The 20,065-nt window shown below is 43.4% G+C and carries 15 protein-coding genes and 1 other RNA gene; 9 read left to right on the plus strand and 7 right to left on the minus strand.

The window, feature by feature from the left end:
- Positions 1 to 12: 12 nt before the first annotated feature.
- Positions 13 to 1,050, minus strand: a complete 1,038-nt coding sequence (locus JZ787_RS11980; protein ID WP_004694862.1) for a type IV pilus twitching motility protein PilT — start codon at positions 1,048 to 1,050, stop codon at positions 13 to 15.
- A gap of 122 nt (positions 1,051 to 1,172) precedes the next feature.
- Between JZ787_RS11980 and JZ787_RS11985 the strand changes: the two genes are divergently transcribed.
- Complete coding sequence (locus JZ787_RS11985; protein ID WP_346312389.1) at positions 1,173 to 1,862, plus strand: YggS family pyridoxal phosphate-dependent enzyme; 690 nt, start codon at positions 1,173 to 1,175, stop codon at positions 1,860 to 1,862.
- 184 nt (positions 1,863 to 2,046) lie between these two features.
- Positions 2,047 to 2,781, plus strand: a complete 735-nt coding sequence (locus tag JZ787_RS11990; RefSeq protein WP_236770146.1) for a hypothetical protein — start codon at positions 2,047 to 2,049, stop codon at positions 2,779 to 2,781.
- A gap of 116 nt (positions 2,782 to 2,897) precedes the next feature.
- Here the strand turns inward: JZ787_RS11990 and JZ787_RS11995 are convergent, their stop codons facing one another.
- Together JZ787_RS11995 and JZ787_RS12000 are read right to left on the minus strand one after the other, a co-directional pair.
- Positions 2,898 to 6,494, minus strand: coding sequence for an AAA family ATPase (locus tag JZ787_RS11995; RefSeq protein ID WP_346312390.1), 3,597 nt, complete (start codon positions 6,492 to 6,494; stop codon positions 2,898 to 2,900).
- Positions 6,495 to 6,503: 9 nt separating this feature from the next.
- A complete protein-coding gene (locus tag JZ787_RS12000) occupies positions 6,504 to 7,757 on the minus strand; it encodes an exonuclease SbcCD subunit D C-terminal domain-containing protein (protein ID WP_346312391.1) in 1,254 nt (417 codons plus the stop codon).
- 397 nt (positions 7,758 to 8,154) lie between these two features.
- Here JZ787_RS12000 and JZ787_RS12005 point away from each other — a divergent pair, with 397 nt between their 5' ends.
- The 3 genes from JZ787_RS12005 to JZ787_RS12015 all read left to right on the plus strand — a co-directional run bounded on the left by JZ787_RS12005 (position 8,155) and on the right by JZ787_RS12015 (position 10,893).
- Entirely contained in the window at positions 8,155 to 9,132 is a 978-nt protein-coding gene (locus JZ787_RS12005) for a sensor domain-containing diguanylate cyclase (protein ID WP_218289358.1), read from the plus strand.
- 334 nt (positions 9,133 to 9,466) lie between these two features.
- Positions 9,467 to 9,913: an ABZJ_00895 family protein gene (locus tag JZ787_RS12010; RefSeq protein WP_346312392.1), complete on the plus strand. Its 447-nt coding sequence runs from the start codon at positions 9,467 to 9,469 to the stop codon at positions 9,911 to 9,913.
- 59 nt (positions 9,914 to 9,972) lie between these two features.
- On the plus strand, positions 9,973 to 10,893 hold the full coding sequence (locus tag JZ787_RS12015; RefSeq protein ID WP_346312393.1) for a TIGR01777 family oxidoreductase: 921 nt from the start codon (positions 9,973 to 9,975) through the stop codon (positions 10,891 to 10,893).
- Positions 10,894 to 10,900: 7 nt separating this feature from the next.
- Here JZ787_RS12015 and thiO read toward each other — a convergent pair whose 3' ends face one another.
- On the minus strand, positions 10,901 to 12,010 hold the full coding sequence (gene thiO / locus JZ787_RS12020) for a glycine oxidase ThiO (RefSeq protein WP_346312394.1): 1,110 nt from the start codon (positions 12,008 to 12,010) through the stop codon (positions 10,901 to 10,903).
- Between the two features lie 27 nt (positions 12,011 to 12,037).
- The gene (gene hemB / locus JZ787_RS12025) at positions 12,038 to 13,051 is read right to left on the minus strand and encodes a porphobilinogen synthase (protein ID WP_168158554.1); all 1,014 of its coding nucleotides are present in this window, start codon (positions 13,049 to 13,051) and stop codon (positions 12,038 to 12,040) included.
- A 108-nt stretch (positions 13,052 to 13,159) separates the two neighbouring features.
- Between hemB and JZ787_RS12030 the strand changes: the two genes are divergently transcribed.
- The 3 genes from JZ787_RS12030 (at position 13,160) to JZ787_RS12040 (ending at position 16,592) form a co-directional block, all read left to right on the plus strand.
- Positions 13,160 to 13,657, plus strand: coding sequence for a thioesterase family protein (locus JZ787_RS12030; RefSeq protein WP_004694841.1), 498 nt, complete (start codon positions 13,160 to 13,162; stop codon positions 13,655 to 13,657).
- Positions 13,658 to 13,904: 247 nt separating this feature from the next.
- On the plus strand, positions 13,905 to 15,056 hold the full coding sequence (locus tag JZ787_RS12035) for an efflux RND transporter periplasmic adaptor subunit (RefSeq protein ID WP_346312395.1): 1,152 nt from the start codon (positions 13,905 to 13,907) through the stop codon (positions 15,054 to 15,056).
- A 6-nt stretch (positions 15,057 to 15,062) separates the two neighbouring features.
- Positions 15,063 to 16,592: a DHA2 family efflux MFS transporter permease subunit gene (locus tag JZ787_RS12040; RefSeq protein WP_004984332.1), complete on the plus strand. Its 1,530-nt coding sequence runs from the start codon at positions 15,063 to 15,065 to the stop codon at positions 16,590 to 16,592.
- A gap of 87 nt (positions 16,593 to 16,679) precedes the next feature.
- Here the strand turns inward: JZ787_RS12040 and glpK are convergent, their stop codons facing one another.
- Complete coding sequence (glpK, locus tag JZ787_RS12045) at positions 16,680 to 18,164, minus strand: glycerol kinase GlpK (RefSeq protein WP_058952289.1); 1,485 nt, start codon at positions 18,162 to 18,164, stop codon at positions 16,680 to 16,682.
- Positions 18,165 to 18,294: 130 nt separating this feature from the next.
- On the opposite strand from glpK, the gene ssrA reads away from it, so the two are divergent.
- Positions 18,295 to 18,653: a transfer-messenger RNA gene (gene ssrA / locus JZ787_RS12050) on the plus strand.
- Between the two features lie 65 nt (positions 18,654 to 18,718).
- Here the strand turns inward: ssrA and JZ787_RS12055 are convergent.
- Positions 18,719 to 19,879 (minus strand): site-specific integrase, encoded by a 1,161-nt coding sequence (locus tag JZ787_RS12055; protein WP_005400143.1) that lies wholly within the window; start codon positions 19,877 to 19,879, stop codon positions 18,719 to 18,721.
- Between the last annotated feature and the right edge of the window lie 186 nt (positions 19,880 to 20,065).

The raw sequence follows: 20,065 nt of genomic DNA on the forward strand, positions 1-20,065 counted from the left end.
TCCATTGTTTTCTTATAAGAAGGTTTCAGGTTGCTTGGCAGCTGTACGCGCAGTCTGTGGACTGATCACCCCTTTGGTGACCAAGTTTTTCAGACTTTGATCCAGTGTGGTCATACCGTAGTTTGCACCAGTCTGAATAGCAGAATACATCTGTGCCACTTTGTTTTCACGAATTAAGTTACGAATGGCAGGAATACCAATCATGATTTCATGCGCGGCAACACGACCACCGCCATTTTTCTTGAGTAAGGTTTGAGAAATCACGGCTTGTAGCGATTCAGATAACATGGCACGAACCATGTCTTTTTCTTCAGCAGGGAATACGTCAATCACACGGTCAATGGTTTTTGCCGCAGAGGTGGTATGTAGTGTACCGAAGACCAAGTGACCCGTTTCAGCGGCAGTGAGCGCCAAACGAATGGTTTCAAGGTCACGCATCTCACCCACGAGGATAATATCGGGGTCTTCACGGAGTGCAGAACGCAGTGCTTCGTTAAAACCATGCGTATCACGGTGTACTTCACGTTGGTTGATCAAGCATTTTTTTGACTGGTGTACAAATTCGATTGGGTCTTCAACCGTTAAGATATGGTCATAGCGGTTATCGTTAATATAATCGATCATTGCCGCCAAAGTGGTAGATTTACCAGAACCAGTAGGCCCCGTCACTAAAACTAAACCACGTGGTAATTCACACAACTCTTTAAAGGTTTGCCCTAAACCTAAGTCTTCCATGGTCAGGACTTTAGAAGGAATGGTACGGAATACTGCACCTGCACCGCGGTTTTGGTTGAATGCGTTCACACGAAAACGAGCAATACTTGGAACTTCAAAGGAAAAGTCCGTTTCTAATTTTTCTTCGAAATCACGACGTTGTTTGTCATTCATGATGTCATAGACCAGTTTATGCACTTCTTTGTGTTCTAAAGCTGGTAAATTGATACGACGAACTTCACCATCGACACGAATCATCGGTGGCATACCTGCAGATAAGTGTAAATCTGATGCCCCGTTCTTAGCCGAAAAGGCTAGTAATTCTGTGATATCCATTATTTCCCCGAGTTCATTTAAATGCTAATTATTTTGATAGAATAATAAGGCTTTCAATCAACTTAACCAACAGTTTGTTGAAAGGCAAAGCAAAAAAGATGACCGAAATGAGACCCTCGTCAATGAATATCTTGCAAAATTCACGTCAATACGTGTTATCCCAAATTCAACAGGCCTGCGAAATTTCAGGTCGTGACGTGGAGTCTGTAGAACTTTTGGCGGTTTCTAAAACACATCCGAGCGAAGTGTTACGAGACATGTACGCTTGTGGTCAACGCGCCTTTGGTGAGAACTACCTACAAGAGGCTTTGCAGAAGATAGAGGCGCTACAAGATTTAGAGATCGAATGGCATTTTATTGGGCATGTACAACGCAATAAAACCAAACATTTGGCTGAACAGTTTGCATGGGTGCATGGAGTTGATCGTTTAATTATTGCAGAGCGTTTATCGGCGCAGCGTCTGATAACACAACCACCATTAAATCTTTGTCTACAGGTCAATATCGATGCTCAAGACAGCAAAGATGGCTGCCAACCTGATGAAGTTGCTGAGTTGGTAAAAAGTATCAGTCAGTTGCCTCACATCAAACTGCGTGGGTTGATGGTGATTCCTGCACCGAACAATACTCAAGCCTTTAAGGCGGCGAAAGTGTTATTTGACCAAGTAAAAGAGCTGCATGTTCACCCTGAAAACTGGGATACCTTAAGCATGGGTATGTCAGGCGATATGGTCGATGCAATTGCAGCTGGGTCGACTATGGTTCGCGTTGGAACCGCCTTGTTCGGAGCGAGAGATTATTCACAGCATTAAGTCTAAATAGGGCTTCTTGAGCTTAAAGGCAGTGAGAAGCGCTTAACTTACAATTATATAAAACTAATAGGCTGCTGAAAAAAATAGGCTTAATTTAAACTCATGAATTGAACCGTCTATAGATTAGACAGATGAACAATGATTGCCTGACAACGATAAAAATTGCATTTAGGATGAAGCCAAAATGAAAAAACTCTATTTATTTATCTCCCTGCTTTTGAGCTTATTTGTGGCAGCTTGTAGTAGTACAAATACCAAAATGAGTGAGATGAGTGCGGAATCTACGGTTCAGAATGCTCAGGTCGCTAAAAGTGAAAAATTAGGCACCAAGTGGGGCGATGAGATCAGTTCAAACGTCACGGAAGTCAATTTAAAACGTTTATCCAGTAGCCCAATTGCTGAATCACAAGTTCGCTATGCCAGCAAAAAATATGTGGGTAAGGCCGTGAATAGTCTGTCATTGGCGGCTGGAAAAATTAGCTTTTCGATTGTAGATGATGCACAGCGTCCACTGCCTTTATTTCGAGATGGTCAGCAGTATTATTTATCTGGTAAAGATGGACAAAGTTATCAGCTCAAATACCAGAACCATAGCAATAGCACGTTTGAAGTGGTTGCCAGTGTGGATGGTTTAGATGTTATTGATGGACGTGCAGCATCACGTAGCAATTCAGGTTATGTGCTTCGTCCACAGGGGGAGTTGATTATTGAAGGCTTCCGTAAGAGTGACTCTGCGGTAGCATCCTTTACCTTTAGTCGTCCTGAAGATGCCTATGCTGCAAACTCAGATCATGGTTCCATCCAAAATACAGGTGTGATTGGTACCGTGATCTATCCGTTACAGTCTATGGCGGCTACGGACAAAGCCGCAGATGCATCTAAATATGCACCTCCACCAAAAGCATTCCCAGCGGATTAAAGCATTCGTTTGGATCTCACAGGGAGCACTTACATTAAGTAGGATGCTCCCTTTATTTTTAACCGAGAGATAGTGCCTTAAAAACAGATCAAACTTTGACTTTCAAAAATCTGAAATTATCCCACCACTTCAATGGTACTGGCACCTGCACCCAAAGCTTTAACTTGGATTTGCACAGGAATACGCTCATGCATTTCTTGGATGTGTGAAATCAGCACCACTTTACGTCCTTGGTTTTGCAGTTGATCGAGAGCATTCATGACCATGTGAAGGGATGATGCATCTAAAGTCCCAAAGCCTTCATCAATAAATAGAGATTCGATTTTCATTGAGCCTGAGGCCATATTGGCAATGGCAAGAGATAGGGCAAGGGCAGTCAGGAAAGACTCGCCCCCAGAAAGTGATGCAACGGAGCGGGTCTCTCCATCCATATCATGATCAATAATAGCCAGACTCAGCGAATGTTCTAAACGCTTTAAGGTATAACGCTGTGAGAGTTGGTTAAGCTGTTGGTTGGCATGTTCCAGTAAAATATCGAGATTATATTGCTGTGCATAATCACGGAATTTTTTGCCAGTGGCATCTCCCATCAGACCTGAAATTTTCCCCCAACGGTGTTCTTCCTGTTGTATGGCTTGAATCTGATCTGCAAATTGCTTTTGTTTCGCGATATTTTGCTGATGCAACTCAAGTTTGAGTTTGAGTTGATCGCGTATTTCAAGTTGTGTTTGCAGTGCGACTTGATGCTCCTGCATTTGCTGTTGTAACTGTGTTGGGTCAATCTCAGGTTGCTGGCCCAGATGTTCACTCAACTGCTCTTGCATAGTTTTCAATGCAGCATGTGCTTCATTTACTAGGCGTTCTGCATGCTGTAATTTCTGACGAATGTGCTGTTCCTGAGCCGAGTTAATTTGAGCCAGCGCATCTAAATCAGGCTTATGGAAATCAGGATGCGCACTGAGCCAGTGTTGAAGGGTATTTTCTACTTGGCTGGCACTGGTCTGATTCTGCTGTAACTGGGCTTTGAGCTGTTCTAGCTGATTTTTTTCTTGTTCGAATTGATGGCGCAATTGATCAAAATGCTGTTTCAGCTGTTGATAATGGCTTTGCGTCTGCTGACGATATTGATCGTGCTGGATGAGCCACTCATTGGCTTTAATGTCAGTTAAGCCTGTCATTTGTTGGATTAATTGATTGGCTATTTCTGTATTTTGCTGTCCTCTTTGTTTGATCTCACTGAGCTGCTTGTTGGTTTCAGTGATGTGCCTACTGGTATTTTCGATATTCAGTTGATTGGTCTTGAACTGTTGCGTGGTTTGTTCGCATTGCTGACGCCATTGTTCCAACTGTTCCAGTTGTTGTGAACGGGTATTTAGACGTATCAAGATTTGCTGAGCGGTTTGGGTGGTCTGCTGTTGCCAAGTCGTTTTCTCAGCCTCAGATAAGCACTGCACGATATGCTGAACTTGGTTGTGCAAACCGTTCGCTGTTTGTAATAAATGTTCAATCTGTTGAATGTTTTGGATGCATTGTTGCTGGATTTTAATATTGTGTTGCAACAACTCAGACTGTTGTTTGAGTTGTTGCAAATCCAACTGATATTGCTGAGCCATTTGCATGAATAGACTCTTCAACTCCAATGCCGTTAGGGTGAAGTCGAGTGTCATATTTGCTGTTTGACTGTGCTCGATTAACACGTGTTGCAAAGTACTAATTTTTTCAGAAAGTTGCTGAATTAGAGTTTGGCGTTGTTCTATTTCAGTATTCAGTTTAGTCAGCTGTTGCTGCGCGCACTGCCAGTCATCAAAGCAATTCTGTTCTTTTAGCGTTGCCTGTTGTTCCTGCTGTTGTTGAAGCTCAAACAGGGCCTTGGAGAGCGCAGTATCTTCCACTTTATAAGGATGTGAGGTACTGCCACAGACTAAACAGGGTTCGCCGTCTTGGAGTGCCGAGCGTAAATCTTCGATATTTTCAGCATGTAAAAGTCGTTGTTGTTGCAAAACCTGTTGCAGTTGGATGCGTTCACTTTTGGCAGCCTGAAAGGCTTGTTCAGCTTGTCGGCTATTGTGTTGCACGGCTTGAAGCTGTGTTTTGGCGTTGTCGAGCTGTACTTGCTGTTCTGTAGATTCAGCCTGTAAGTCAAAAAACTGCTGAATTTTTTGCTGAATCAGCTCGAATTGACTGAGCTGATTGATTTTCAACTCGCGTTGCTGCTGTGTCTGCGCAACTTTGATTTCAAGCTGTTCGATCGTCCCGAACTGTTGTATCGACTGCTGTAATTGTTCTTTTTCTGATGCTAGCCGATGTTCCGTTTGAGCACGTGGCCCGAGTTGATGTTCAATTTTTTGATATTGATGAATGAACTGTTCTAGCTGTTGAGTATGGGCACTGAGGCCTTTGTCTAAGTTTACAAACTGTTGTGAGCTTTCCAGTTGCTGATTACACTCGGTTTGCTGTCGATCAATGTGTTGAATCTGCTGTTCAAGCTTTTGTTGTTGCTGGGTTAGGGGTAGCTTAGACTGCTCTAAAGCCTGCAATTTTTCCTGAACTTTCTTAAACTCAGCCCCAATAAAATCCCGTTCTTGAATACATTTACGTACCTCATTTAATGCATCATGATGGGTACGTTCAAACTGTTGTAGTTCATTCACTGCCATTTCAGCTTGCGTGAATTGGGCTTTTTCGCTTTCAAATGTAAGCTGTAAATGATCGAACAGTTGTTGCTGTTGTTGAATACGGGGCGTCAGTTGCTGCACCGTTTGCTGTAACTGTTGTTGCTGGAAGACCACAGCACGAATTTCAGAAAAGATCTCCAAACGAGCCAAGTGTTCGCGCTCAGGAGCTAAATCTTGTTGTAACTTGCTTTGCGTATCGAAGAGTTGTTGTTTGCTAATGATTTCACTGTCGAGTTTATGTTTGCGTTCAAACCATTGTTGTTGTTTTTCTAGTTGCGACTTTTGAGCTTCAAGCTGTTTATAATCCCTGTCACACTGCTGAAACTGTATCGATAACGCTGTGACTTGTTCATCAGTTAACAGTTCAATATGACCCAGTACATTTTCCAGTTCTTTGCGCTGCGTGGCGACAGATTTGGTTTTCTCATAAGCCAGTTGACCAATTTTCCCAAAAATAGCGGAATTGGTTAGATATTCCAGCAACTCACCGCGTTCATTGTCCCGTGCTTTTAAAAAAACGGTGACCTCAGATTGGGCCAATAAAACGGCACGAGTAAATTGTTCAAAACTGAGCTGAGTGATGCGTTTGATATTTTCATCGACGGCTTTGGCTTTATCCGCAACCACAACACCATCGGTGACACATTTTAAAGAGCGCTGCACACTTTGCAGTTTACCATCGGCTTTTTCCCGCGAACGTTTTAATTCCCAACGTGCAATATAGCGTTTTTGGTCTTGTGCAATAAAGCAAAGCTCGGCATAACCATGTGCAGTGCCACGACGCAGTACGGTCAATGGAGAGTTGGTGAGCAGCTCTGAGCCATCGACATCTTGAAGTTTCCCATCACTGTCTTTTAGCCGTGGAATACGGTTAAACAGGGCCAAACACATGGCATCTAAAATGGTGGATTTACCTGCGCCTGTTTTCCCCACAATGGCAATCAGACCTGCACTGGCTAAGGGATCACTTTCAAAATCAATCAAATGTTCGCCAGAAAGTGAAGCAAGGTTTTTAATTCGAATCGATAAAATATTCATACTAAACCTTTAAGCCTCTTGTTCATCTGCAAGGGATTGTTCTGCTTCACGCATTAAGCTTATAAAGTCGTTCAACACTTCTGCATCATTGTGATAACCCTGTTTTTCCCAAATTTGCTGAAACAGTTTTTCTGGTGTAGGTGGTTCTAAACTCACTTTAGTGGGTGCATTGGGGTCTTGCTCGGTCGCTAAGTATTGACGTGAAATACGGACTAAACGATAACGGTCTTTGGGGAGAGCCTCTTCGAATTGTTGTCTTAAATTGGACTGCGGTGGAACAGCAGTATGGTATTCAATATCGACATATTCACGTTGATCAATCTCTGGGATAGCGCCTTGAGGCAATGCTTGCAGCTTTTCCAGTACCTCATTTAATTCACCGCGTATTTTATGCAGTTGAATGCTTCGTGGTATCGCTAAAACATTCAATTGAAAACGGGAGGAATTGTTTTGTGTGGGATCAAGTGTCACTTCAATAACTTGATGTTTATAGTTAATTTCACTAAAAGATAGTGGAATTGGGGAGCCACTATAGCGGATATGCTCTTCACCGACTTTTTGCGGTTTATGCAAATGTCCGAGTGCCACATAGTCAATGATTTCATCAAATAATGCTGTTGAGAGTGCTTCTTCATTACCAATTACAATGGGCCGTTCCGAGTCGGAGGTTTCACCGCCTTGCATATGTGCATGAGACATTAAAATCAGGGCTTGATCCGCTGTTTTACGAGCTTTGGCCTCGGCAATCAGTTGTTGATGCAAATAGGCAATCGCGTTTTGACTATTGGTAGTATGTTCATTAAAGCCTGTAATTTCAGCAGGACGTAAAAAAGGTAGGCTCAGACACCATGCCACAATATTTTGTTGCTCATCTAAAATCGGCACCAATAAGTGCTCAAGATCGATCTGCTGTTGGCTATTTTTATGAATCACTCCTACCGCTTTGGCATTGTATTTGGCCAGTAACGGTTCAACTTGTTCAATGCGGTAGCCTGAGTCATGGTTGCCTGCAATCATCAGAGTTTGCATATGCGGTGCACGAACATGTACATCTGCTAAAAACTGATAGAGTTGCTTTTGTGCGCTAGACGCTGGGTTGATGACATCGAAAATGTCTCCTGCAATCAAAAGCGCATGCGGCTGTCTTACACTGATTTGCTCCAGTAGCCATGCTAAAAACTGTTCATGTTCATACTGACGGGAATGGTTATAAAAAAACTGTCCCAAATGCCAATCAGATGTATGAAAAAAACGAACAGCCATAGTTACCCCAAGCTCAAAGCGCAATAGAGCTATAAGCTAACATAAATCAAAATTATTCGATGGATAATTGTCGCTACGACGGCAATCTCTGACCTGACAGTTAGGTTTAGATTGGTAAGTTAAACTGCACAGAGAAATCAGTAAGTGTTTATGTGAAAAAGAAAGCGATGGATTTATTTGATTAACACTATAGTAAAAAGATAAATTATGATTAAAAAATGTTCTTTTAATGGGGTATTATGTAATTCTGTGAAATTGTATATCGTGTTGTAGTCGTAGAAGAAATGTGAAGATTGATCACGGATTCAATTTTGAGACTTTATAAGAATGATTTATGAAGAATGTCTAAAAAATAAGTCATGTATTGAGTAGGACAGGGTATAAGGAGAACGTAACTATGTCTGATTCTATTTTCAATTCGCCCCGTATTGTCAATGATCTGGTGTATAAGACGCTGATTGAATCAACACTTGCTATTCCTTGGAGTATTGATTGGGAAACCAAAACGTTTAGTTATATTGGCCCACAAATTGAAAAAGTGCTGGGTTGGAAGCAAGACTCGTGGAGAACAGTCGAAGATTGGGCGATGCGAATGCATGAAAATGATCGTGCATGGGTGGTTGATTTTTGTGTGGCGCAGTCGATTTCGGGGGTTGATCATGAGGCGGATTATCGCGCACTAACCATCAATGGAGAATATATTTGGATTCGCGATGTGGTGCATGTGGTGCGCAAACCCGATGGGGAAGTCGATAGTTTGGTCGGATTTATGTTCGATATTTCGGAGCGTAAAAAACAGGAACAAGAGCTAGAAACACTGAAAAAGCAACTGGAAGAATATTCGTATCAAGATGGTCTAACGGGGATTGCCAACCGCCGCTTCTTTGAAGATAGCTACCAACGCGAATGGCTCAATGCACAGCGTGAACAGCAACCACTGACTCTCATGTTACTAGACATCGATTATTTTAAACAATATAACGATTATAATGGCCATATTCTCGGTGATGCTTGCTTGAAACAAATTGCACAATTACTGAAAAAAAGTGTCTCACGACCACGTGATTTGGTGGCGCGTTTTGGTGGGGAAGAGTTTGTTTTGATATTACCCGATACCTCACAAGCGTCTGCAATTGAAGTGGTGGAGCGTATTTTACAGAGTATTCGAACCGCTGATATTTGCCATAGCTCATCGCCATTGGATCAGCGTTTATCGGTCAGTTTAGGGGTGAAAACCATTATCCCAACCCAGAAAAATGACAAAATGGCCTTTTTAAAAGAGGTCGATCAGAATCTGTATTTGGCCAAAGAGCAGGGACGTAATGGTTATGTCATTCAGGATGCAGAAGACGTCCAGCACTTAAACTCATATTAACTTTTAAGGGCTTCTTCATCTATTGAGGTGGGGGAGCACTGAAAAATCAGTCCTCAAAAAAATAAAGACCGACGATTCGAGTGATGATGAAATCGTCGGTCAAAGAAAACTGCTTCACGCTTAAATGTCGGCTGCTGACAACATTTAAATTTGGAGCCAATCTTATTGCTCTAGGAAAGGTCACCGTACGTATTGTGGATGCCGGTACAATGTTGACGGTTGCTGCGACCTTGTACCCTATTTAACGCACATCAACTTCGATTGGTTGACATGAAAATGAAAAAAAACTGATTTTTTTTTATAATGATTTTTTGACTGGGTTTAAAGTAGCGCTATGATTTCGCTAACACGATATTTTCTCTGGTTTTTTTTCATATGTTTTGTCTTTAGTTGTGTCTGTGGTGTACTCGCTGCACTACTTCCGACAGGGATGGGAGCAGTATTAACGGCTGTACCTTATTTGGTGGCCATGATTTGGGTTTTACTTAAATTTATTAAGCAGCAGCGCCGTGCGCCAACCCAAGTAGAACGGAAAAAATTCACTTTAGGTTTTAGTCTGATTTTTTGGAGCTATAACTTTGCCTTTCTCATGTTAGGTTTATTTATCTTTGCGCAAGGTGATGCCGAAGTTTGGCAAAACTTTATGCTCTACGTCCAACAACCGCAATTTATCAGTATGGTGGTGATTCTGATTTTATTGATCGCGATTCCGCTGTATGTGCTGACTTACTGGTTTTATGGCAAACAAGCGGAGCGTATGGCGGCAAAAATGATCGATTAATCGTAAAGCTTTCTTCTAAATGCTATAGTTTGAGCAAAAGCATCATTTGAGATCACGCTATGCAAAAAGAACGTGTATTGGTGACAGGAGCGAGTGGCTTTATTGGTTCAAACTTGCTCGATTATTTATTAGAAAAAGATTATGACGTGATCGGCTTAAGTCGACAGAAGAATCTGCCTAAAATTCACCCGCATTTGACTTGGATTCGAGCTTTAGAAGAACTCAAGCATGATCGCATTGATTATGTGGTGAATTTGGCTGGCGAAAGTATTGCTCAGGGGCGGTGGACAGATGCCCGCAAACAAAAGCTGATCGCCAGTCGCGTTGAAATGACGACGATGCTCTATCAATATCTCGCTAAAAGAAAGATTCAACCGAAATGTATTATTTCGGGTTCGGCAGTGGGCTATTACGGTATTGATCCGACTGAACAATGGTCAGAGTGTTGTAATGAGCAGTCAGCGTCGCAGTCTATTTTTATGTCAGAGTTGTGTCAAAAATGGGAACAATCTGCACGGCAAGACCCGTCGCAGAATACCAAAATTATTCGTTTAGGCGTGGTCTTTGGACGTGGGGCCGGCATTTTGCCGCAAATGTTGTTTCCGATCAAAATGAACTTATGTGGACGTATTGGTTCGGGGCGGCAACCTGTGGTCTGGGTGCATATTCAAGATGTGCTGCGAGCGATTGAGTTTCTAATGCTGCATGAAACCACTGCACAAGTCTTTAATGTCGTCAGTCCAGAAAAAGTCACCCAGTCAGCATTTGCACAAACCGCAGCGCAAATTCTGAAACGTAGACCTGTACTTTCTTTACCCGCTTTTGTGCTGAAGTTACTTTTAGGCGAGCAGTCTCAACTGGTGTTGAATGGTCAGTTTGTTCGCCCCGAAGCATTGAAAGCACAGGGGTTTGAGTTCAAATATCCCACTTTAAAAGAAGCCTTGATCCACATTATTCAACCGCAAAATTTACCCAAATAGCGTTTGATCAAGCAAAGCTTACTAAACGCTCAGGGCTATAGGCACTGGCGTCAACCGTTAAGTTTTGGCCTAACATCAATTCGCGTAGCAGTCGTGCAGATGCAGGCCCCATACATAGACCATTTCTATAGTGACCGAAGTTTGTCCAGAGATTGGCTATTTCAGGGAAGGGGCCGATATAAGGAACACCCGTTGGTGAACTTGGGCGTAGACCTGCCCAATGCTTCACAATTGGGAAATCTGCCAGCTCAGGCACCATATCCAAACAGGCTTTATAAATATTTTGCTGGGTCTGTAGAGAAGGGCGTTGGTCAAAACCGACATCCGCCATGCTTGAACCACAAACGATATGACCATCCAAACGTGGAATCAGATACATAACCTGATTCATACACATGGTTGGTAGCCAGTTTTCAGGGGTTTTAAACAGTAACATTTGCCCTTGTACGGGGTTCACTGGAATGCTGCACTGGAGTTGTTCGGACCAATGTTGTGACCATGCACCTGTCGCAATCACCACATGATCTGCCGAATAGCTCTGACCATCAGCAGTTTTTATCCCTTGAACTTGCTGATTGAGCATGTCAAACGTATGTACCCACGCTTGCTCATGAAAGGTGACTTGTGGCTGCCGTTTGAGATATTCCACAATCGACTTGAGCAGTCGAGGATTACGGACGTTGGCCAATTGCGGAAAATGGATAGCTTGTTGAAAGCGCGTCGAAATGCGGGAATTGACCTGTTCCAGTTGCTCACGTTGCAAAAGCTCACAATGCTGCATCGGTTCTTGGTGTTGATCTTTATAATTTAGGCCAATGTCAAAATCAGCTTCATCAAAAATCAGCATACCTGTTTCGTGGATTTCAAAATCTATCCCCGAAACCGGACTAATTTTTTCATTCCATGCTTGATACATGCTTTTGCCATATTTGGCGAGGTCATTGACACTTTGTGCATAGCGCCATGGGTACATCGGGGAAAGAATCCCTCCACCTGCCCATGAAGCCGCTTGTCCCGCTTGCTGTTGGTCAAAAATCTCAACCGAACAACCATGTTCAATCAGCTCAAGCGCTGTCAGTAAACCACTGATTCCTGCGCCAATGATGGCAATATGCATTGCAACTCAATCCTTCTAAACAGGCTTTTATTTCATGTCTTTTAGTTTTAATGCAGCTTCTTCTGCAAAATAGGTCCAGATGCCATCTGCACCCGCGCGGCGGCAGCTCATTAGTGATTCAATAATCACGTTGTCCGATAACCAGCCGTTTTGGATGGCCGCTGCGAGCATGGCATATTCACCGCTGACTTGGTAAACGAAAGTCGGCACGCCGAAGTTGTCTTTGACTTCACGGACAATGTCCAAATACGGCATACCCGGTTTCACAATCACCATGTCAGCCCCTTCTTGAATATCAAGGGCAATTTCATGTAATGCTTCTGCGCGGTTGCCTACATCCATTTGATAGTTGTATTTGTTGCCACCTTTAAGGTTGCTGGATGAACCGACCGCATCACGGAAAGGGCCATAGAAGCTCGACGCGTATTTTGCTGAATAGGCCATGATTGAGGTGTAGATATGACCATTGGCTTCAAAGGCTTGACGAATCGCACCGATACGACCATCCATCATGTCACTTGGCGCAAAGACATCTGCTCCAGCTTCAGCGTGGCTTAAGCCTTGTTTGATCAGTGCTTCAACGGTTTCGTCATTGAGTACATAACCTGTGTCATCAATGATGCCGTCTTGACCATGCGTAGTATACGGGTCAAGTGCGCCATCGGTAATCAGCACCATTTCAGGTAATTCTTTTTTGAGCAGACGTAGCGTGTTTTGAACCACACCATCTTCACGCCATGCTGCTTCGGCAGTTAAGCTTTTATCTTCTTGGGGAGTCACTGGAAATAGGGCCAGTTTCGATACGCCAAGTTCAAGTAAACGTTCTGCTTTTTTTAAGAGTAAGTCTGCAGATAGACGCTGCACCTTCGGCATACTGGGAATGTCTTGCGTTTGGTTTTGTCCCGGCAGTACAAATACTGGATAGATAAGATGATCTGTCGTTAAATGGGTCTCGCGAACCATAGAGCGCAGATGTTCATTTTTACGAATACGGCGCATGCGAGTAGCGGGGAAGGCGGGACGATTGAACGTATAGGTCATACAAATCTCGATAATCGGTATTAAACTAGGTCAGTATTGTAGACCTATCTTATGGCTTTGGGCACATATTGACGGGTTTTTATTGTTTTAAGAGTGAAGCAGATTGTTATGAGTAGTGGTGAAAAAAGCTGGACGGGCAGCATACACTTAGGAGCAAAAGTGGATATTGATGTGGTTTTTGAGCAGTTGGTTAAGGCTTTTAATGCGTCGCCATTTTTTAAGCACAACACCATGACTATGCGAGTCGTTGATGGGCAAATTGAAGCCTATATCGATATGCAAGATTACTTAATTGGCAATGTTGCGTTCCAAATTTTACACGGGGGCGTGGCTGCAACGGTTTTGGACAGTATTGGTGGTATTGTGGCGATGGGGGAGCTGTATAAAAAAGCGGAACCTGACACGATTGCGGACACCATTAAAAAAGTATCCCGTTTAGCTACAGTGGATATGCGAGTTGATTATCTTGCGCCGGGACGTGGAAAATACTTTATTGCCCGTGCTGAAACCCTAAGATTGGGGCGTAAAGGCTGCACGATGCGCATGACCATGGTCAATGATGAAGGCAAATCGATTGCCACAGCTATTGCTTCTTATGCTTATTAGTTTTAAATTAATTAAGTATTTAATATTCAAGTGAAATTTATAGCATCCAATAGGAAGTTGGATGCTAAAAACTAAAATAGACTGAGCAGTTACAATTTATTTTCTCAAAATGTGATTATTTGCTCTTAGAATGCATCAAATTTTATTGTGACTTTCTCATCGACACCAATGCAGACAATACTTGTCTGATGTCCCTTTCGTAGGGATGATGCCGGCTGACCAAGTCTGTTAGATTTAGGAAAAATCAATGACAGATGCCCCAAATACACTGCCAGATACTGATCCAGCCGATCAAATCAATGATCAAGCACTGAAAGCTAAACGTAAGAAAGGCTTAGGTTTCGTGGCTGTGATCCTGATCATTGCTGCCATTTTATTCTTGATTTGGAAACTGTTCTTTAACCATTCGGTTTCAACTGATAATGCTTATGTGGGCGCGGAAACGGCCTCGATTACCTCTATGGTGACAGGCCAAGTTGAAAAAGTGTTGGTCAGTGACACGCAAACTGTAAAAAAAGGCGATGTGTTGGTTTTGGTCGATCATCGTGATGCTGAAATTGCTGTAGCGCAAGCTCAGGCCGAATTACTTAAAGCACAGCGCCAGTATAAACAAAGTGCGGCCAACAGCAGCTCTTTAAACTCGCAAGTCTTTGTGAGTGATGACGCCATTCATAGTGCTGAAGCGCAAGTGGCTAAAGCCAAAGCGGAGTTGGATAAAGCGCAAGATGACTTGAACCGTCGTCAGCAGTTGAGTGCGACAGGCGCGATTTCTAAAGAAGAATTAAGCACGGCACAAGCCGCTTTAAATAATGCGCAAGCAGGCTATAACTTGGCGCAAGCGGGTTGGGCGCAGGCTAAATCCAGTCAGAAAGCTGCGCAAAGTAACTTGGCTGCAAATGAAGCTTTAATTCAAGGCAGTAATGAAAATTCGACCCCCGATGTTTTAGTTGCTCAAGCAAAACTGAAACAAGCTTTACTTGATTTAGAACGTACTGAAATTAAAGCACCATTTGATGGGGTGGTGACGAGCCGAAAAATTCAAGTTGGACAGCGTGTGGCGCCGGGTTCGGTGCTCATGGTGGTGGTTCCAATTTCACAGTTATATGTAGACGCGAACTTTAAAGAAAGCCAGCTTGAAAACGTACGCCCAGGTCAAAAGGCAGTTTTAACCTCAGACTTGTATGGCGAATCGGTTGAGTTCCATGGCACGGTCTTGGGCTTTTCTGGTGGAACAGGCTCAGCCTTTGCACTGATTCCTGCACAAAATGCTACAGGCAACTGGATTAAAGTGGTACAGCGTTTGCCTGTACGTATTCAACTCGACCCAAAAGAGTTGGCTGAACATCCTTTACGTGTTGGCTTGTCGATGGAAGCTCAAATCGATTTGAAATCGAAGTAGTTGCACATGAATAGCTATGTTCCCTATGGTGACTTAAAGGGTGGTCGCCTGATGTTGGCGGCTTTCGTCCTTGCATTGGCCAACTTTATGGTCGTGCTGGACATGACGATTGCCAATGTTTCTGTGCCTCATATTACGGGAAGCCTTGCAGTATCGAGTTCGCAAGGGACATGGGTGATTACCTCTTATGCCGTGGCTGAAGCGATTTGTGTTCCCTTAACAGGCTGGCTTGCAGGCCGTTTTGGAGGGGTAAGGGTTTTTACCTTAAGTCTGATTGGCTTCACCATATTTTCGGTACTGTGTGGTTTATCGACCAGTTTAGAAATGCTGGTCTTCTGCCGAATTGGCCAAGGTTTATTTGGTGGCCCGATCATGCCGCTCAGTCAGATGTTACTGATGCGGATTTTCCCTCCAGAAAAGCAATCCCAAGCGATGGGCATGTGGGCAATGACGACGGTGGTTGGCCCGATTCTTGGTCCGATTTTAGGGGGAACCATCAGTGACAACATGTCTTGGCACTGGATTTTCTTTATTAATATTCCCGTCGGTATAGCGTGTGCTTTTGCTGCGATGCGTCTACTTAAACCTGCGGAAACAGCAACGGCCAAACTCAAAATTGATCGCGGTGGATTGATCCTCCTGATTTTATGGATTGGGGCATTACAGCTCATGCTCGATTTGGGGCATGAACGCGACTGGTTTAATAGCCCTGCGATCGTGGTACTGGCTTTAACGGCTGTGATTGGTTTGGTGATTTTTACCATTTGGGAGCTGACCGAACGGCATCCAGTGGTGAATATTCAGATCTTTAGATACCGTAGTTTCACGATTTCTGTCTTGGCACTGGCCTTTGGCTTTGGTGCATTTTTCGGCAGTATTGTACTGATTCCGCAGTGGTTACAGATCAATTTGGGCTATACCGCAACTTGGGCAGGCTATTTAACGGCAACCATGGGTTTTGGCAGTTTAGCTATGTCACCCATTGTGGCGAAATTGGCAACCAAATATGACCAACGTGCACTGGCCAGTTTTGGTTTGAGCATCTTGGGTGGGGTGACCTTGATGCGCTCGTTCTGGACCACAGATGCTGACTTTTTTGCATTGGCATTGCCGCAAATCTTGCAAGGCTTTGCTGTGCCATTTTTCTTTATCCCATTATCAAACATGGCGCTGTCATCGGTATTGCCGCACGAAATGGCATCTGCCGCAGGTTTAATGAATTTCTTAAGAACTATGGCAGGTGCGATAGGCGCCTCTATTGCTGTCACTATTTGGGACGACCATACTAAAGTTGCACGTAGCGAAATGGTTGGTAGTTTGCATACAGATCAAACCCAGTCGGTGTTGATGCAGCAGGGAATGAGCGCGGAAGGTGCATTAGGCTATATTTCTAGTCTGGTGGATAAAGAAGCGTTGACCTTGTCGGCAAACTATATTTTCCTGATCTTGGCCTTGGTGTTCCTATTTGCAGCATCTATTATTTGGCTCTGCCCTAAACCCAAAATAGGGGCAGGCGGTGGCGGGCATGCGCATTAAGGTAATAAAAAACCGCTTTCTTGAAGCGGTTTTTTATTATGCAATTTTATGATGTTTTTGATATCTCAAAACAATAGCGTTAAATAATCAAAGTTCTGACTTTGCACGTTTCAAGGCAGATTGCCATTGTTGTAAGTGAAACTCACGTTGATCTGGACTCATTTTGGGTTCAAAAGCACGTTCAAGCTGCCAAGACTGTGCAATTTCATCCAAACTTGAAAATACGCCACACCTTAACCCTGCCATGGCCGCTGCGCCCCATGCGGTCGACTCCTGCATCTTAGGGCGTAGTACAGGCACATTTAAAATATCGGCTTGAAACTGCATCAGCATGTCATTTTGGCTGGCACCACCATCGACGCGGAGCTCTTTCAGCGGCTGCTGGATATCGGCTTGCATGGCGGTCAGTACATCAGAGACTTGAAAGGCAATGGACTCTAAGGCTGCGCGAGCGATATGGGCCTTATTGGTTCCACGCGACATTCCACATAAGAGGGCACGCGCTTCACTGTCCCAATGTGGTGCACCGAGTCCAGTAAATGCCGGAACTAGCATGACGCCATCGGTATCTTGAACTGTACAAGCTAATTTTTCAACATCGCTACTTTTTTGAATAATGCCTAAATTATCTCGTAGCCACTGAACAATCGCACCGGCCATAAATACACTGCCTTCTAGGGCATAAGTGGTTTGATGTTGCGTTTTCCAACCCAGCGTCGAAAGCAGTTTGTTCTTACTGTATTGAACGGTCTCGCCTGTATTGAACAGCATAAAACAACCTGTGCCATAGGTATTTTTGGCAGTCCCAATGTCAAAACAGGACTGTCCAAACAGCGCAGACTGTTGGTCGCCTAATATGCCTGTAATCGGAATATTGGCACCGAGTAAGCCTGCCGCGGTATCGGCGACATAGGTGTCCGAGTTGATGATTTTTGGCAGTAATGCAGACGGAATATTAAATAGATCTAACAGCTCTTCATCCCACTGCTGGGTACTTAAGTTCATGAGCATGGTGCGAGAGGCATTGCTGACTTCGATGACATGTTGAGCACCTTGGGTAAGATTCCAAATCAGCCAACTATCAATCGTGCCAAAGGCCACATGCCCCTGTTCAGCCAGTGTGCGTAGACCATTGACATGCTCGAGTAACCAGACCAATTTTCCTGCACTAAAGTAAGGGTCAATTCGGAGTCCAGTTTTGGATTGAATCTTATCTTTTAGGTTTTGCTGTAGGAGCTGATTGCACCATTCAAATGCACGACGGTCTTGCCAGATAATGGCTGGTGCAAGCGGCTGACCTGTGCGTTTATCCCAAACCACTGTCGTTTCTCTTTGGTTAGTAAGGCCAATGGCTTTGATGTCTTTGGCTAAAATACGAGCAGAGGCCAGAGCCTGCTGTACAACGGCAATTTGTGAGCTCCAAATCTCTTGAGCATCTTGTTCTACCCAGCCTGATTGAGGGGTATGTATACGCGTTTCGCGTTGCGCCGTTGCCTGAACTTGACCTTGTTCATTGAAAATAATGGCACGACTCGAAGTGGTTCCTTGGTCGAGTGCAAGTAAGTAGCTCATAAATTATTTTATTGTTGGACTTGAAAACTAAAATATTAGCGCAATTATGTAATTAAGCGCATCAATATGTGTGTTTGTTTAGAAAATAGATCGTATTTTCTAGCAACTATGCTATGATTACCGCTACTTTGGGGGTGTTTCTGGCTTCGACGCTGGTGATGAAACTCATAGATGCATGTCGAGAGCGCATTTTCTCTCGTAAATCAAATTTGCATTTTTTAGTCGCAAACGACGAATCATACGCTCTAGCTGCCTAAGGGCAGCTTGTCCGCCTCTCCGAATACTTGTGGTTAGAGAGTCCGACTGAAGCGCACGCACACAAGTCCGTATAAAACCAAGCCTCGGGGTTTTGTACTAAATTAAGAGGATCGCGATTTGTACCCTGTTCGTCGGGTCACAAAGAGTTAAAACAATAGACGATATCTAAGCATGTAGTATTCTCGAGCGTAGTGCTGGCGGACGCGGGTTCAACTCCCGCCACCTCCACCAAAATTCCCCAAATAAAACAAGCGCCTTAATAGGCGCTTGTTTTTTTTGACAGGTATTTGACAGGTTTAGTCTGTCTTGAGCTTTCCCATCTCTATTTTGTTCTTATCCCCATGCATCCACTTCGCATAGCGCTTCATCATCATCTGTAAGCTATGGCCCATTTGGTTGGATACAAAAACGGGGTTTAATCCATCCATTAGCATCATTGTTGCATAAGTGTGTCGAGCGTTGTAAGCAGGGCGGTGACGAATACCGCATGCTTTTAGTGCCGCTACCAACCTATTACGTGGTGGTTTCTCATTAAAAAAAGGTTCACCAGTTTCAGGGCAGAGCATCAAATATTTACTCTGAATATTTCTATCCTTTTTATATTTGATTAACTCTTGTGCTGCTTTCTTAGATCGTGCATTCAAACAAACTTCACGCGCCGTGTGAGTTTTCGTCACGTTTTTTTCAACACCGCGAACCCGACTTTTATTAACTTTGAACATTCCACTAAAAAAATCAAAATCTGACTCTTTTAATGCAATTAGTTCAGAGGGGCGGCATCCAGTCCAAAAAGCTAGTTCGTAGTACCAATAATATAAAATTTCATCTCCCTTTAAAGTCGTTTTAAGATTTTCAAGTATTGCGTCCATTTCTGGTCTACTAAAAGGATCTGGAATATCAACTTGTACTTTTTTATTCCTTATGCTGTCTAACGGGTTTTCTGTAATAAATTTATTTTCCATTGCACAATCGAAAACCCCACGTAAAGGAATAAGGCAATTATTTAGAGTTTTGGCTGTTTTAAAATCACGATCAATAATAGCCTCTTTAATGTTCTCAATTGATATTGAGTTGATTGGCATAAGTGCGAAATAACCCATCCAATGAAATTCCAAAATATTTAAATAACCTTTTTTGGTATCGGTATTACTTTCACAGAATTTAAGATATTTCTGAGCGACCTCTTGAAATAGAATACCGCCGTTGACAATGACTGCATCATCATCAACGAGCTGGCCTCTTGCTTCGGCAATATCACTATCAGTTAAAATACCCCATTCAGCCTTTGTTACTAACTGAGCTCTAATTTTAGCGGCCGCCGAGATACCTTCTGCACTTGGGGGGTGAGGTAGCGTGATGTTGTACTCTTTCTTTCTTCTCTCGAAGTAGATTTGGATCGCCCCGTTTCTGATCCGCACGCCAGTTGGCATCGACTTTGTGCTTTTTGAGTCAGCCATTCATTAAAACCTTTAATTGAGTAATAGATATTTCCATCTTGTTTAGTCCAAACAAGATCTTCTTGCCAATTTTTACGGCGGTGAGTCAGTTTCTCTTCATTAATGCCTGTTAGTGCTGAAAACTGGCTGGCACTAACCCAATCCAATGGGATTAGACCAAAGCGCGAAAGTAGCTCTAAGAGTTCC

It is taken from the genome of Acinetobacter sp. BWR-L5 (assembly GCF_039655985.1).
In the GTDB taxonomy this organism is placed as follows: Bacteria; Pseudomonadota; Gammaproteobacteria; order Pseudomonadales; family Moraxellaceae; genus Acinetobacter; species Acinetobacter johnsonii.